A 15,157-nucleotide genomic window follows, 5' to 3' on the forward strand; every position below is an offset into this window, starting at 1 on the left:
CATTTAAAACTGTAAAGTTGGATATCTGCAGGCTTGCGCTAAAAAATCTTTCCTTCTCGAATATGCCGGTAGACGCAAGTTCGGACAGAAAATCAAAGGTTATTCCTTCAAAACTAGATAACATGTACTGAGGATTAGTGGTGTCTAGTTGCGCAAGCAATGCTCTACGGTCATTTCACCATCGCCCACGAGCGACTTTATTATAATAACAACAAAATCGTTATCAGTCAATAATTTTTTTAAAGTCGTTATTGTCGCATTGAAATGACATTTATTACAATAATACTATTTGAAAACAAAGTCAAATAATATAAAAAAACAATGCTTAGCAGTTATCTTTTCTATTTGACTATATGAGAAAAACCTGCCAGCGGCAGGTTTTTCATCACGAATAACATAACTCCTAATTATTTTGAATTTTGTTTAACCCAAAATAAGCATCTAGTATGCGTTGCCCAATATATTTGTTGATGGGATTCTTGTCACTATCTAAATATGGAACGACAATTGAAAAGGCTACTTGCGGATCATTATATGGAGCATAACCAACGAGGGTTAGATTATAGGTCTCAAAAGACCTTTTCTTTTCAGGGTGATAGTAAAACGATTGGGCAGTACCTGTTTTCCCGGCAGGCTTATACGGTTTGCCGCCAAAGTATTTCGTTGCCGTCCCCCCTGGTTCTTGCATAACCCTTCGGAATCCTTCCTGAACTCTTTTTATCTCTGATTCCCCCATGGAAATTCGATTCAACACTTCCGGCTCGAATCGTTTTAAAACAGAACCAACTTCATTCGGATCACGAAAAGGGTTTCTAATTTCATTCACGAGTCGCACTTTCATTCGATACCCGTTATTAGCGATCGTTGACACATATTGAGCTAACTGCATAGGGGTGTATGTATCATACTGCCCAATAGCAAGGTCCAATAAGAAACCTGGTCTAATATCTTTCCCTTGAAACCCGATTGCTTCCATTGGTAAATCGATCCCTGTTTCTACACCAAGTCCGAATTGGCTAAAATAATATCGAAACGTTTGAAACGCTTCTGGACTGTAGGGCAGCTTCATATTTGGATAGTAATCTCTCCCCATGATTTTCATTGCCGTTTTAAACATGTATACGTTGGAAGACTTTTTTAAGGCATCCAAATCATTGATCGTTCCGAGCGACGAGTACGAACCTTTGATTGGAGTACCTTTTATTTGAAGAGGTTCATCTCGGATGTATGTACCCGGTTTAATAACTCCTTTTTCAAATCCTGTTAGAACGGTAGCCCCCTTAACCGTCGATCCCATAGCATAGGAGGTCGTAACGGTTCCTAAAGCAAAATCACTAAAGGCTAATTCCCCTTTCTCCCTGTCCATCTGTTTCCCTGCCATGGCAAGAACTTCACCTGTTTTGGGATTCAACATAACGACAAAGGCTCTGTCAAGGTATGTCGTTCCTCCCATACTCTTAGCCTTTCTCAACTCTTCTTCAAGAATCTTTTCCACCTGCTCTTGTAAGTTGATATCAATGGATAAAATAAGGTCTTTTCCCCGTTGACCATCCATGATGTTTTCTGTTCCTAATACCTTTCCCGATCGGTCCACTATATTTTTGATTTGCGCCTTGTCGCCGCGGAGAACGTTTTCATATTTAACCTCCAACTGACTTTTGCCCACGCGATCGTTTCGGCTGTAACCCCTTGCTAAAAAGTAATCCAGCTGTTCTTTTGGAAGTCCTTCCTTAGCCGTTGTCACGTTACCTAAAACGGAACGAAACGTATTCGGAAATAAATATTGACGTTCCCATCCTGTCGTAACGTCTACGCCCGGCAGCTCGCTTAATCGTGCGCTGACACTTGCGAACTCGTCATCTGTCACGTTTTCATTCTTTACGATTTGCGGAGTTAAGGCATACCCGCTGTCCAACTCCCTCTTAATGGCGACTATTTCCATTTCTTCAGGCTTTATTTCTTTCAAATCCTCTTTTGTGATTCTGTCGAGAGTTAATTGATAAATTTTTTTATCAGATAATTTTTTCACTTCGCTCTTTGACACTTTCTTTTCAGCTTCTTTAGAGCGGGTTAAAATCCAATAATCCTTTAAGTCACGTTCCGTCACAGAATCAGGTTCTTTTTGAATAAGAACCGCAAGCTTTTTAGCAATGCGCAATTTTTCTTCCTGGCTCGTATTTTGTGCCTTTGTATAAGTAATTGTATTTAAAGGGGCGTTTCCAACAATCATCGTTCCATTCCTATCGTATATGTTGCCTCTTGGTACGGGGGTATTGACGATTACATTTTCAGTTTTTGATGCTTCCCTTTTATATTCCTCACCCTGGACTATCTGGACTAGTCCCAACCGAATGATTAAAGTGGAGAAGAGCAGGAAGACCAATAAGAAAAAAAGATTCAGCCGAAATACCAATTGTTTCTTTCGCTTCTTTTGCCTGTTTTTTCTCTTACTCATTAACACATCAATCCTTAAACTGCAATGAATGCATATTATTCGCTATTTTATTCTGATTATTCCGAATAATCCATTCGGAAAATTTGACAAAACCTTATAGTTAATGGAATGAGGACACATAATGTTATGGATAAAGGTGAAAATGGACGCATGGAGTAAAATTGAAACGGCTTCCAACACCAATTTATTCCATTATCTCAACAATTACCCGTATTTTCAATATATTTCTAGCGTTTTCACCTTCACTCATTCCTCTATTTTGAATACGACCCATTTACAAAATATGGATTTTGTGACAAACTGAACAGGGATCCTGTGATGGTTTCCTAACAAAGAACAAGATATCGTATGATGAATTTTAAAAATCCGCTGGCCGGAAATGTCATCACCGAGAAAAGAAAAAAGATGGCGGGAGGAGAATAAGAAAATGAAATCATTACCCATTTCAACAAAAGAAAGAATTGTGACCATCGATATTATTCGAGGATTTGCCCTTTTGGGGATTTTTTTGGTCAACATGCCTGCATACCATTCACCGGATTTTCTGATGCAGCTGTACGGTATACATAAAGAGCAGAAGGGAATCGATTACTGGGTTGATCTATTCCTTCAGCTATTTATTCAAATGAAGTTTTACACCATCTTTTCTTTTTTATTTGGCCTGGGATTTTATATTTTTATGAGTCGCGCTGAACAAAAAGGATTAGCAACGGGGCGACTGTTTACAAGACGCATTTTTGCCCTTTTCCTTTTTGGAGCAGCCCATCTTATTTTATTGTGGTTTGGGGATATTCTCCATGTCTATGCGATCACCGGCCTTTTATTGCTTTTCTTTTATAAACGTGAAAACAAGACACTGCTTGCTTGGGCCTTTAGTTTGTTATTTGTGATTCACGCCCTTATGAGCATCCAGTTTTTCATTCCAGCGTCCACATTAGAGGAAATGAAAGAAGCGAGCCAACAAGATCATTCAGGTAAGCTGACAGAATATATGCAAGTATACGGGAATGCGAACTACGCAGAATGGGTATCCTATCGATTTGATACAGAGATCATTCCTATTTTAATGAACTTGCCTGTAACGATGACAATGGTACTGGCCATGTTTTTATTCGGTCTATATGCAGGACGGATGGGCTTTTTCCAGCCAGATACTCCTCATTTGCATTTTATTAAGAAAACACAAATGATCACGTTCCTTCTTAGTGTTCCGCTTGTCATCTTTTTGGCTTTGCTCAAACTTCATATCGTTGATCCGGGAATCTATAGGCAAGCGGCTGTTCAACTCTTTACAAGTTTAAGCGGAATGACATTGTGCTTTTTCTATATTTCCTCTTTGACCCTGTTAGTAAGGAATGAACGATGGCATAAGATGCTTCGCCCATTAGGATATGCTGGTCAAATGGCTCTGACTAATTATCTGTCACAAACAATCATTTGTATCATTCTTTTTGTCGGTTTCGGTTTTTACGGAAAAATCAGCCTGGCAGCAGGAACCCTTATTTGCCTTCTCATTTATGTTCTGCAAATCACCTTTAGTTATATATGGCTGAAGCGATACAAATTCGGGCCAACGGAATGGCTATGGCGTTCATTTACGTATGGATATTTCCAACCGATGAAGAAAGAACAAAACTTAAAAGGCGATGTAAAAGGAACGACAATGTGACTGTGATACACCAAGATAATGGTTTTAATACTTTAAGAAAAATAGGGGATTCAAGTGGTGAATGCGTAAAATAGTAAACATAAAAAAATTAAAGAGGGTGATCGAAAGCACGGAAAGAGATGCGTTCGATCACCCCCTTTTCTACCCTTTAACCATAAAAAAGCTGTCCGGTCTTCGTTTTCTTTCGGCATCCCGGACATTCAGCATACACCTGCCCATCTTGGGAGGCCGCTTCTAACACTTTTCCACATGTCCTGCACTCTAAGTCTACATTCTGAATGTACCTTTCCAATATAAAGCGGGTTACGCCGCCTGTATTTCCGCAGTAGTGACAAAGAAGGCGCACCTTGTCTTTTGGCGTCACTTCGGCTTCTCTACGGCTATTGCAATTCGGACACCGCTCCCAAACATCCAAATACTCGGACAATGGATAATTTGGTTTATTTGTTTTAAAAAATTCCTCTTTTTTCTCCTCTTCTATCCCAGCAGGACTTAAGTCAAAATAGGCGGTTAAAAGTCCAGATGTAGCTTTTAACTGAGCGTGTCATGCCGTCATTCCCCTTTGTGTATCCGTTCGGTTAATAGGCTATTTATTGTAACATACATTACATGGATCCATCCTAATTATGAAAAAAATAAGAAAGATTATTCTTCCTGGAAAACTAACTCTTCACTTGCATAAGCGGGTTTAAAAATTTCGAAATATTTATGAATTCTTCACAAAAAGTAAACGGATATTTAACAACGACTGCAAAAAAGATTATAATGATAATACTGGTACATACTTCTTTAGGAGTTGATTAATAGATTGAAGATACCATTTCTCATAAAAGCGTTCATCATATGTTTAGTCGTTATCTCCATGTTTGCCGCATGTGTATATAAGGATGAAGAGAAAGAAGTGAATCAGCCCGAACCTCCGGCAGAACAAAAAGAGCGGGCTGACGTTGCGGTGATTTCCCCGTATCAGTTAAAGGACCGTGAACTTCATTTGCTGCGGGGGGCAGGAGTAGATACAAATGACTTCCTCGCATTTGTAGTCGATTGGAACGGACAAGAGCCAAAACCTTTAAAAGCAAGGATTGATGTATACGAAAACGGCCAGTTCAAACAAGCCATTTTTGAAGATGCTGTTCTCACAACGGATGATCCGGACCAGGAGCATTTGTTGACATTTGCCAAGCATGACAATTCCAATTCAGCTCGGGAAACGGAATGGATTGTTTCATATCAACCTGGAAGCTCCTTTACTTCTAACTATAATACAAGCCGTGAAATGACAGGCTGGTCCCTTCAAAAAGTGGAACGGGATTATGAAATCCAGAGCGGGAAAAAATATGTATTGGGCGCTCTGCTCGGCGGCCGGAGCGGCAATGTTCAAAGCGATTTTTCCTTAACGGAAGAAGGGGAACTTTCACCAGAAACACTGAAAAATGATTTTGTCTATGTATTCAGTGTGGAAGTAACAGAATAAAAGCAATAAAAACAGGCGCCGACTCAAAAGCCTCCAGAGGATGACCATAATCTGTTTTTCTGCGATGAACCGCCACTAAAATCCTTGATCTTCCTGGATTTTCAATGACGGTTCATCGCTTTTTATTACTTAATCATCTGCAGTTCTTTCGGATATTTCGTCAATGTTTCATATCCATCTTTCGTAATGACGACATCGTCTTCAATACGCACGCCGCCGACTTCCGGTACGTAAATGCCTGGTTCGATCGTGTATACCATGCCTTCTTTTAATACACCATCGTTTGCTTTGCTCATGGACGGGAATTCATGGACGCTGATGCCGAGCCCATGTCCGATGCGGTGCGGGAAGTAATCACCATAGCCGGCTTTTGTAATGATGTCTCGTGCCGCAATGTCGATATCCCCTATGCGGGTACCCGGCTTACTCGCTTCAAGAGAAGCAAGCTGTGCTTTTAGTACCGTATCATAAATTTCACGCTGCTTCTCATTTATATCCCCAAATGCGACTGTACGTGTAATGTCTGAGCAATACCCATCGAGTATAACCCCCAGATCAAATAACACGAAGTCTCCCTCTTTCAGCTGACGCAAGCCTGGATTTCCATGGGGATCAGCTGATTTTTCACCGAACAAGACCATTGTAGAGAAAGACATTTCACGAATGCCTTTTCGTTTCAATTCGTATTCGACCGCAGCAAGGACATCCATTTCTGTCACACCGGCTTTTAATGCTTCTACTCCGACTTGAACACCAAAATCGGCAAGTTCTGCTGCTTGTTTTAAAATCTCAACTTCAAGCGGCTCTTTCACAGCACGCAATTCGTTCATCTTGTCTTCCGCTGCATAAAGGGATGCCTCCGGAAACAATTGAAGAATCGCTTCCGCACGCGCATATGCCAGCGTCTCTTTTTCAACGGCAATGGCTGATGCTTTTGTAATATCACGCTTATGTAAAGTTTGCTGAATCATGTCCCACGGATTTTCATGGTCATGATAACCAAGAATGTCATACTCCCAGCCTGCCGCTTTCGCTTGGCCCACTTCCATGAATGGACAGACGAAAAATGGCTCAGCTTCCGGGAAGGCAAATACACCCATTAAACGTTCATGCGGGTCTGTATAAAAGTTGGTGACATAAAACACATTTTCCGTTGAGTGAAGAAATGCCATATCGTAATTTTGTTCTTTTAACCAACTCATTAATTGTTCCAGACGTTTTGATGTCATATGTACAACCCCTCTCACTAACGTGAACAAACATAGTATGTTTCTCTATCCTCTCCCATCATACGCTATATTTACCAATAACAAAAGTCAATCACTTCCAAGTCATATGATTATGCCTGAAATACCATATAAAAAGACTTCCCTGATTATTCAGGAAAGCCTTTTTGTATCAGCTTCCATTCGTTTCGTGCAAGGGGCAATGGTTTCAAATCTTGATTACTGGGCCGTGTAACCAGCGTCAAGGACAGCAGCCTGCCCCGTGATGCCTTTGGCTTTTTCACTTGCTAAGAATACCGCATAGTCCGCGATTTCTTTTACATTGATTAAACGTTTTTGCGGTACTAATGGGAAAATGACCTCTTCAAATACTTTTTCTATCGGGATTTTGCGAGTTTCTGCGATTTCGGCTAATTGGTTTTGTACAAGAGGAGTATCTACATACCCCGGGCAAAGCGCGTTCACCGTGATACCGTGTGCAGCACCTTCTAAAGCTGCTACTTTTGTTAAACCAATCACACCATGCTTAGCGCTGTTGTAGGCTGCTTTACCCGCGAAACCAATCAAGCCATTGATAGACGCCATATTAATAATACGGCCATATCCTTGTTCTTTCATGATTGGAAACGCTTTCTTAATAGCGATGAACGGAGCCGTTAGCATGACTTTGACCATAAATTCAAATTTTTCTGTTGGAAAGTCTTCTATATTAGATACATATTGTAAACCGGCATTATTCACTAAAATATGCAATCCGCCGAATGTGTCCATTGCATGCTTGATGGATGCTTCCATTTGTCCTTCATTTGTTACGTCACAAGCCACTGCAGTAGCTTCATAGCCCTCATTAACAAGCCGCTCTGCTTCTACTTTTGCTGCCTGTTCATTTAAATCGGAAATCACTACTTTTGCGCCTTCTCTCGCCATTTCACGTGCCACTTCTAACCCGATACCGCTCGCGGCGCCTGTTACAAGCGCTACTTTTCCTGTTAATAAACCACTCATTCTTTCTTCCCCCTTTTTCAATATATGAAACAATCCCATTTTATTCTTCGAGAAAATAAGTCTATAACCTGCAAGGTGTTTCATAAATACTTTATAATAATTTCCTCTATAGATAAAATAGAACATATTCATGAAGTCTATAACTATAGGTTATAACATATTATAGGTCTATTCTCCACTTGTTATTTCACCGCCTCTTTCATACAATATGCTTTGTCATGAGATTTAGAGTTTCATTTTTTAGTAGAACTGAAGATACGAATGTGCTATTTTATTAACATCGACTGTTTAGGGAGGGTTTTTGTAACGTTATGGAGATGATCCTTTCATTGGGAGAATGGAAGAATCTTGGGATTGCAGTTGGGATTTTTCTGATTTTCTTAGTATTGCGCAAACTATTTACGACCTATGTATTTAAGCTTGTTCTCGGATTCATGCAAAACAAAAAAATTGACTTTGTCGCTAAAATTTTAGAGTCATTTGAAAAGCCGCTTCGTTGGTTGTTCGTCATTATCGGGATTCAGCTTGCTTTGCCATATTTGCCGTTTGAGCTGATCGCCCACGACACAGAGAGAAAAATTTTCCGCTCTCTTTTCATTTGGCTTGCGGCATGGGGAATTTATGACTTGACATCCTCTACTTCTTTGATTTTCGCCCATTTCGTGAAGCGATTCGATTTTCAAATTGACCGTATTGTCATCCCATTTATAGAAAAGATGCTGCGCACCATTGTCGTTGTGCTGGCCGCTTCCATCATCGCGGAAGAATGGGGCTTTAATGTTAACGGTTTTATTGCGGGTCTGGGCCTCGGGGGACTCGCCTTTGCGTTGGCGGCGAAAGATACAATCGGAAACTTATTTGGCGGAATTGTTATTGTGACAGAAAAGCCTTTTACAATTGGAGATTGGATTAAAACTCCGAGTGTAGAAGGTATTGTCGAAGACATTACGTTCCGCAGTACAAAAGTGCGTACATTTGCACAGGCGCTTGTAACCGTTCCAAATGCCACCCTCTCCAATGAACCGATCATTAACTGGTCAAAAATGGGGAAACGGCAGGTAGCGTTCCACCTGGGAGTTACCTACAATACTTCCCGTGAAAAGTTGGAAACGGTTGTGAATCGCATAAGACAAATGTTGATGGATGACGAAGAGATTCATAACGAAACCATTTTAGTGAGCTTTGATCGTTTTAATGAGTCCAGCCTGGATATTTATTTATACTTCTTTACCAATACAATTGCTTTCAACGATTACTTGAAAGTAAAAGAAACTGTCAATTTTAAAATTATGGAGATTTTCGAAGAAGAAGGCGTTGAGTTTGCCTTCCCTACCCGCACACTTGTGATTGATAAACAAGGTGAGGCAGTAAAAGAAGAAGAGTTATTTGAGAAAGCACGAGGCTAATGAAAAAGGGCGTATTGACGTCCTTTTTCATCAGCCTTATAAATCTATAAATCACCGTCCATGTTAGTGCCAAACAATGGATGTGAGCGGTCATTTATTTGATGAACGGAATGTTTGAACTATCTCGCTTTATATCTCTCCCCCGCACGAAGGACAATAAAAAGATAAGAGCACCTCCTGAGTAAGCAGTATGCTTTTGTGAGAGCAGTTTGCACAATCAATAACAAGTTGATGGATGTCCGCTTGTGGTTGAACTTGTCTTGCTATGTCCTTGAGCGTTGGAGCGGCCTGAAATTGGGCAGTAATTCGCTCTAAGTATACCGCTTGGTCTGAAGCTAACTCAGGGCTTGGATGATAGTAATCCAATGGACCTTCCCCACGAACACCGTATGTTCTTACTTGATTTGTCTCAAAGAAATCAAGCCATTTTTCTTTTAATTCCTTGAAACGTGTCGGTTGATTAACACCCCATCCAATGACGACCCACGGGTGATTCTTTTTTTGAAAATGGTCGATGCTGTCATACAAAAACTGAATATATTCTTTTGTAATCTCTTCCTGCAGTACTTCATTGGATTTTGTATTTTTAATCGGAAGTAAGTTATACATATAAACACGCCCTTCGATCGGTCCAGGCTCATGCTTTTTCACGATTTTGACGATTTGGTTCATTGTTCGATCTAAACGGATCTCCCCCATAACAGCACCAGCTAATACTTGTGGCTTTACAAGTTCCGCACTCTCCGGACTCAGCATTAAAAAAGAACCGATGGATGCTGATGATTTTCCAAATTGAAGATATGCGTTTGTACGGAACGTTTTCTCTCCATATGGATGAAACATGGCATACGCCTTTGAACTCATTTTTCCATCCCCCTTTTGATATTTCTTCCTACATTATATGCTGAATGGTAATATTTTCTTATTTATATTTTCTTCACATGAAAAAAGAGCTTCCATAAAGGAAGCTCTTTTGCTATGCAGATACTTCTGATTGCTTCAGTTTCACTTTTACAACTGATTCATGGCCTTCTACTGTCTCTCTTTTTTTTGTGACCTCAACGTACTGAATATGATGGCCTTCCATTTCTGTTACTTTAAATTGATACGAATCGAAGGTAAGTGTTTGGCCTTGCTTAATATCGTAGTTTTCCGTTAAAACCCAGCCGCCGATCGTATCAACGTCCGTATCATCAATTTCCGTGCCTAATAAATCGTTCACTTCACTGACCAACACTTTTGCATCAATCACATAGTGATCATCTTTGATTTTCTGAACAAGCGGACGTTCATCTGCATCAAATTCGTCACGTATCTCCCCAACGATTTCTTCCAAAATATCTTCAACGGTCACTAACCCTGCTGTACCGCCATATTCATCGACTAAAATCGCCATATGGATTCGTTCTTTTTGCATTTTTAACAACAAATCATGGATGGGAATGGATTCAATGACTTGAATAACAGGACGGATGTATGTTTCAAGTCTCAACTCCTCCTGCTGCCCATCAAATACATAGTCCGTAAATATTTCCTTCATATTGACCATACCAATAATATGGTCTTTGTCACCATCTACAATCGGGTAACGTGTATATTTTTCCTCTCTCACAATGTCCAACACCTCTTGAAGCGTATCTTCCCTGGAGAAAGTGACCACTTCCGTACGCGGAACCATGATTTCTTTTGCAAGGCGATCGTCAAATTCAAAGATCTTGTTTACATATTTAAACTCGGACTGATTGATTTCCCCGCTTTTATAGCTTTCTGATAAAATGATACGCAATTCTTCTTCCGAATGGGCCAAATCATGCTCTGAAGCCGGCTTAAGCCCAAACATTCCCGTCACCAATCGAGCGGATCCGTTAAGCGCCCAAATGAATGGATACATGATTTTATAAAAGATAATGAGCGGCGGCGCAAACAACAAGCTCACTCGCTCCGCTTTTTGAATCGCCAATGTTTTCGGTGCCAATTCCCCGATAACTACATGGACGAACGTGATGGAGGCAAAAGCGATCCCAAATGAAAGAAGAGATGCGACCGAGTCAGAAAGGGAGAGTTTCTCGAAAAGCGGATGAAGCAATCGTTCCACTGTCGGCTCCCCTAACCAACCTAATCCTAATGCAGTGATTGTAATTCCAAGCTGACATGCTGATAAATACTCATCCAAGTTGGTGATGACCATTCTAGCAGCACGTGCATTTTTGCTTCCTTCTGCAATCAACTGATCAATGCGTGAACTGCGAACCCTTATAATCGCAAATTCTGACGCCACGAAAAAGGCGGTTAAGGCGATTAAAATCGCCACTAAAACCAAGTTAAATATGTCCAAAAAAGTTCCTTAGCTCGCACAAAACGAGTAAGGAGTCACCTCCTAAAAAATTAGTTAATAGTTTTAATGTATGATTAACAGCTTCATTTTTCCACGGCCATGTGACAAAGGCTTACCCATTATTTTTCATTTTGTCAAATTAAGAGTACAAGCAATGATTGAATGAGCGACATGCTTTGATTCGATAACTGTGTAGACAACAAGCGCTTTTGGTCATCATCAAGCTTTTCAACAATCGGCATGAATCCGGAAAGTTCTTGATTCAAATGCTCTAAATGCTTAGCAATGACTTTGGCTTGGTCCAACACTTCTTCTTCCTCAATATGCTGACTCTTCATCAATTCCAGCTTTTTTCGAATCTCATCTAACGGCATGTGCAGTTTCTTGCAAGTTTCAATGAATTTTAAGTCCTCCAGTGCCTCTTCGGAGTAATACCGATAATTGGACGGGGAACGTTTTGCTTGCAGCAAGCCTAACTGTGTATAGTAATCGATGGTGCGCTTTGAAACATTGGCCAATGAAGCTAATTCACCAATTTTGTACTCTGCCCCATTGTATCACCTCATGTTCAGTTCTTATCTCTATTTTAAAATGGTTCAAAGCATACAGTCAATCGTTTTGGTTGTACCTATTTTAAAAAACGATCTCTCCGTCTTGAAAACACCGGAAAATAAAAACTCAAGATAATAAAGGCAAATCCAATCGCAAATAAAATAAACGGCATTCTAACGGTAAATACTTCTGCATAATGCTCCATCTTTCTCGTTTGGATAGGCAATAAGTTCAATTCAAACATGAAATCCAATGCTGCCACAGACTGGAATAATATCCCAACGACAAACAAACTGAGACGAATCATAAAAGACCGCATCGAGGCATTCCTTTCTTACATCATAATTGTCCTTTCTTTTCATGTTTTTAAGGGGTCCCATTTCATTTAGCCAATTCATTAAAAGGAAAATGCTATTCCTGTTGATAAAAAATATGCACAGAACTGTGACGTTATACGTTTAGCTTTGTAAGCTGTTCATTACTGCCCAATAATCGAAAAGAAAAAACCCGCTTTCTCTCCTCATTGAGAAAAAAAGCAGGTTTTCGAATGATCGTTTATATTTTAAAGTTAAGCTTCAAAATGTTCGCACGAATAATTGTCTCGATCACAATAACAAGCGCCGGTCCAACAAGCAAGCCGATGAATCCCAGCATTTTAAAGCCTAAATAAATACTGATGAGGGAAGCAAGCGGTGAAATGCCAAGACTTTGGGAAAACACTTTTGGCTCAATCACCCGTCTGACAACAGTAATAACCACAAACAAAATAATGAGACCGATTCCTGTTTTGCTGTCTCCGCTCATAATCAGGAAAATTGCCCACGGCACCAAAGCTGAGCCTGTCCCCAAGATTGGAAGCAAATCAACCAGGACGATAATGAGTGAAATAATGGCAACGTACTTCACACCCAGGATCGATAAGCCGACAAATGAAATGATGAATGTGATAAAGCTCAATAAAAACTGAGCCTTTAGAAAACCGACGCCGGCACGGCTTAGCTGGCGCATGATCAATTCTACTTTTGACTTTGTTTTATCGGTAAGAAAACTTGTCACCTTGCGTTTTAATGACGGGAGTTCAAGACTGAATAAAAACAAAGCAATAAAGTAAATAATTAACTCAATCATGAAGGTAGGAACCGTCGCCAACAAGTTTATCGTTGATTCTGCAACATTTGACGCAAATTGAATGAGTGCTTGTTTGGATGAATCGATGGATGATTCAATCGATGTCACAATCTCCGGCGGCAAATTATCTGATACTTTTTGCCATTGGAAAATATACTCTTTGATCGGTTCGACATTGAAGTTTCTCACCCATTCTGGAACACGCTTTGAGAAAATAACGATTTGATCAATCAGCATGACAATGACAAAATAGAAAAGCAACCCAATCCCAGCCAGGAACAAGCAAAACGTAATGGTGACCGCATATATCCTTTTCAAGCTAAAGCGGCCTTCGAAAAACCTTACTGCCCCATCCAGCAGCAGTGCCGTAAACAATCCTAATACCAACGGCATGCTGTACGGTAAAAACCAGGCAAGCAATGCTAAAACTACAACAAGAAAAATCCACTTTTTATATTTTTGAAACCACACAAGCACTTCCCCTTCTTACCGAAAAATTCAAAGATGTTTGATCCCGCTCTAACGGGCATTTAGTTCAACTAATCATCATATGGAGAAAAACGCATGATCCTATACGTCGAAAAACCACTGATGGAAGTATTACTTTATAAGAATCTATTATATCTTATTTTCTAAGAAATTACTTGAAAAATAAAGCTTTTTCAGACATAAGAAAAGCTTTATTCCCAGAAGACTTCTCATGAAATTTTCAACTGTGAAACAACGCTTCCAATCGAGTCATGAATGACTAAATCGAAAAGATGGTCAAACCTTGTGGCATCACGATTGATGATTACCGTCCGAATGTTTCCCTTATCATTTACATACAGCGGAATTTGATTAATCGGTGTAACGTCAAGGGAGGAACCCATAACAATAAATAAATCACTCATCAAAGCAGCAGCGATCGCCTCTTCAAAATGGTGAATGCTGTCACCGAACAGCACCACATCCGGTTTTAAGATCATATTACAATCCTTCCCGCTTCTGGTAATACCTTGACAGCGCGGCAAATCATGTTCATTTAAATAAAAAAGGTCGTATGCAGCATAACATTTCGGACAATGAGCGGATTTGATGGTTCCATGAATTTCATATACATTTGAACTTCCCGCATCTTGGTGGAGTCCATCGATGTTTTGTGTGATCACATTTATTTGTTTTCCTGTCTCTTCTAAACGTGCAATAAACTCATGTCCGCGATTCGGTTTGTATTCATGCAGCATTTTGATGCGAAAAATGTCTTTAAACAACGGCCAAAATTCTTTGGGACGCCGTTCAAAGAAAGGACGGGATACGACGTCAGCAAAATTCATGTTTTGTTTATATAAACCATTTTGCGAACGAAAATCCGGAATTCCCGACTCAGTGCTAATACCAGCTCCCGTAAAAAACGTGATGCGGTTTGATTGATCGATTAATTGTTGAAGTTGAGCAACAGCTGGCTCCACGACTTTCACATCCTTCCATTTCTGCCTTTTATTTTACCATATGTACCCGTTAATAAAGATGAGAAGAAATTGAAAATAAAAAGTTTCTGCTCTTTTTTTCAAAATAAAAAACAACTCCCAAAAAGCGGAAGTTGTTTATTTATAGTAACGGATTATTTTATTGATATATACCCATTTGTTCATTTCTTAAACATCACGACGGAAAAGAGGCAATATGTTAAAAGGCTGATTCGAGAGCATAAATAACACGCTCTCGAATCAGCCTTCTTCTCATTATTTACATGTACCGTAATACTCATTGATCATGTCTAAAATACTTGGATATTCGTCCAGCCATTCAAACTGTTGCTGTACCTGTTCTTGTTTCTGTTCTTGTTTCTGTTCTTGTTTCTCTTCCTGCTGCTGCATCACATATCCTCTCCTTTTCGTTAACCATTGTCTGTTATATAACATATG

General features: G+C 39.9%; 14 protein-coding genes. 3 read left to right on the forward strand and 11 right to left on the reverse strand.

What is annotated here, in order from left to right; translation table 11 throughout:
* Window positions 1-403: 403 nt before the first annotated feature.
* Window positions 404-2,455, reverse strand: a complete 2,052-nt coding sequence (locus ACFOU2_RS17320; RefSeq protein ID WP_377917289.1) for a peptidoglycan D,D-transpeptidase FtsI family protein — start codon at window positions 2,453-2,455, stop codon at window positions 404-406.
* Window positions 2,456-2,882: 427 nt separating this feature from the next.
* On the opposite strand from ACFOU2_RS17320, the gene ACFOU2_RS17325 reads away from it, so the two are divergent.
* Window positions 2,883-4,124, forward strand: a complete 1,242-nt coding sequence (locus tag ACFOU2_RS17325; RefSeq protein WP_377917291.1) for a DUF418 domain-containing protein — start codon at window positions 2,883-2,885, stop codon at window positions 4,122-4,124.
* 148 nt (window positions 4,125-4,272) lie between these two features.
* On the opposite strand, the gene ACFOU2_RS17330 is transcribed toward ACFOU2_RS17325, so the two are convergent.
* The gene (locus ACFOU2_RS17330; protein ID WP_377917293.1) at window positions 4,273-4,488 is read right to left on the reverse strand and encodes a hypothetical protein; all 216 of its coding nucleotides are present in this window, start codon (window positions 4,486-4,488) and stop codon (window positions 4,273-4,275) included.
* A gap of 444 nt (window positions 4,489-4,932) precedes the next feature.
* Here ACFOU2_RS17330 and ACFOU2_RS17335 point away from each other — a divergent pair, with 444 nt between their 5' ends.
* A complete protein-coding gene (locus ACFOU2_RS17335; protein ID WP_377917295.1) occupies window positions 4,933-5,598 on the forward strand; it encodes a hypothetical protein in 666 nt (221 codons plus the stop codon).
* Between the two features lie 125 nt (window positions 5,599-5,723).
* Here ACFOU2_RS17335 and ACFOU2_RS17340 read toward each other — a convergent pair whose 3' ends face one another.
* A complete protein-coding gene (locus ACFOU2_RS17340; RefSeq protein ID WP_377917297.1) occupies window positions 5,724-6,827 on the reverse strand; it encodes a M24 family metallopeptidase in 1,104 nt (367 codons plus the stop codon).
* Between the two features lie 216 nt (window positions 6,828-7,043).
* Complete coding sequence (locus tag ACFOU2_RS17345; protein WP_377917299.1) at window positions 7,044-7,829, reverse strand: 3-hydroxybutyrate dehydrogenase; 786 nt, start codon at window positions 7,827-7,829, stop codon at window positions 7,044-7,046.
* A 311-nt stretch (window positions 7,830-8,140) separates the two neighbouring features.
* Between ACFOU2_RS17345 and ACFOU2_RS17350 the strand changes: the two genes are divergently transcribed.
* On the forward strand, window positions 8,141-9,235 hold the full coding sequence (locus ACFOU2_RS17350) for a mechanosensitive ion channel family protein (RefSeq protein WP_377917301.1): 1,095 nt from the start codon (window positions 8,141-8,143) through the stop codon (window positions 9,233-9,235).
* A gap of 129 nt (window positions 9,236-9,364) precedes the next feature.
* Here the strand turns inward: ACFOU2_RS17350 and ACFOU2_RS17355 are convergent, their stop codons facing one another.
* The 7 genes from ACFOU2_RS17355 to ACFOU2_RS17385 all read right to left on the reverse strand — a co-directional run bounded on the left by ACFOU2_RS17355 (window position 9,365) and on the right by ACFOU2_RS17385 (window position 15,109).
* The gene (locus ACFOU2_RS17355) at window positions 9,365-10,099 is read right to left on the reverse strand and encodes a hypothetical protein (RefSeq protein ID WP_377917303.1); all 735 of its coding nucleotides are present in this window, start codon (window positions 10,097-10,099) and stop codon (window positions 9,365-9,367) included.
* 112 nt (window positions 10,100-10,211) lie between these two features.
* The gene (locus ACFOU2_RS17360; protein ID WP_377917305.1) at window positions 10,212-11,570 is read right to left on the reverse strand and encodes a hemolysin family protein; all 1,359 of its coding nucleotides are present in this window, start codon (window positions 11,568-11,570) and stop codon (window positions 10,212-10,214) included.
* A gap of 134 nt (window positions 11,571-11,704) precedes the next feature.
* Entirely contained in the window at window positions 11,705-12,088 is a 384-nt protein-coding gene (locus ACFOU2_RS17365; RefSeq protein WP_377917307.1) for a MerR family transcriptional regulator, read from the reverse strand.
* Between the two features lie 110 nt (window positions 12,089-12,198).
* The gene (locus ACFOU2_RS17370; protein WP_377917309.1) at window positions 12,199-12,441 is read right to left on the reverse strand and encodes a hypothetical protein; all 243 of its coding nucleotides are present in this window, start codon (window positions 12,439-12,441) and stop codon (window positions 12,199-12,201) included.
* A gap of 236 nt (window positions 12,442-12,677) precedes the next feature.
* Window positions 12,678-13,721 (reverse strand): sporulation integral membrane protein YtvI, encoded by a 1,044-nt coding sequence (gene ytvI / locus ACFOU2_RS17375; protein WP_377917311.1) that lies wholly within the window; start codon window positions 13,719-13,721, stop codon window positions 12,678-12,680.
* Window positions 13,722-13,948: 227 nt separating this feature from the next.
* The gene (locus ACFOU2_RS17380; protein WP_377917313.1) at window positions 13,949-14,701 is read right to left on the reverse strand and encodes an NAD-dependent protein deacylase; all 753 of its coding nucleotides are present in this window, start codon (window positions 14,699-14,701) and stop codon (window positions 13,949-13,951) included.
* A gap of 273 nt (window positions 14,702-14,974) precedes the next feature.
* A complete protein-coding gene (locus ACFOU2_RS17385; RefSeq protein ID WP_377917315.1) occupies window positions 14,975-15,109 on the reverse strand; it encodes a hypothetical protein in 135 nt (44 codons plus the stop codon).
* Window positions 15,110-15,157: the final 48 nt, after the last annotated feature.

This window comes from Bacillus songklensis, from assembly GCF_042649685.1.
GTDB lineage: Bacteria > Bacillota > Bacilli > Bacillales > Bacillaceae_H > Bacillus_BA > Bacillus_BA songklensis.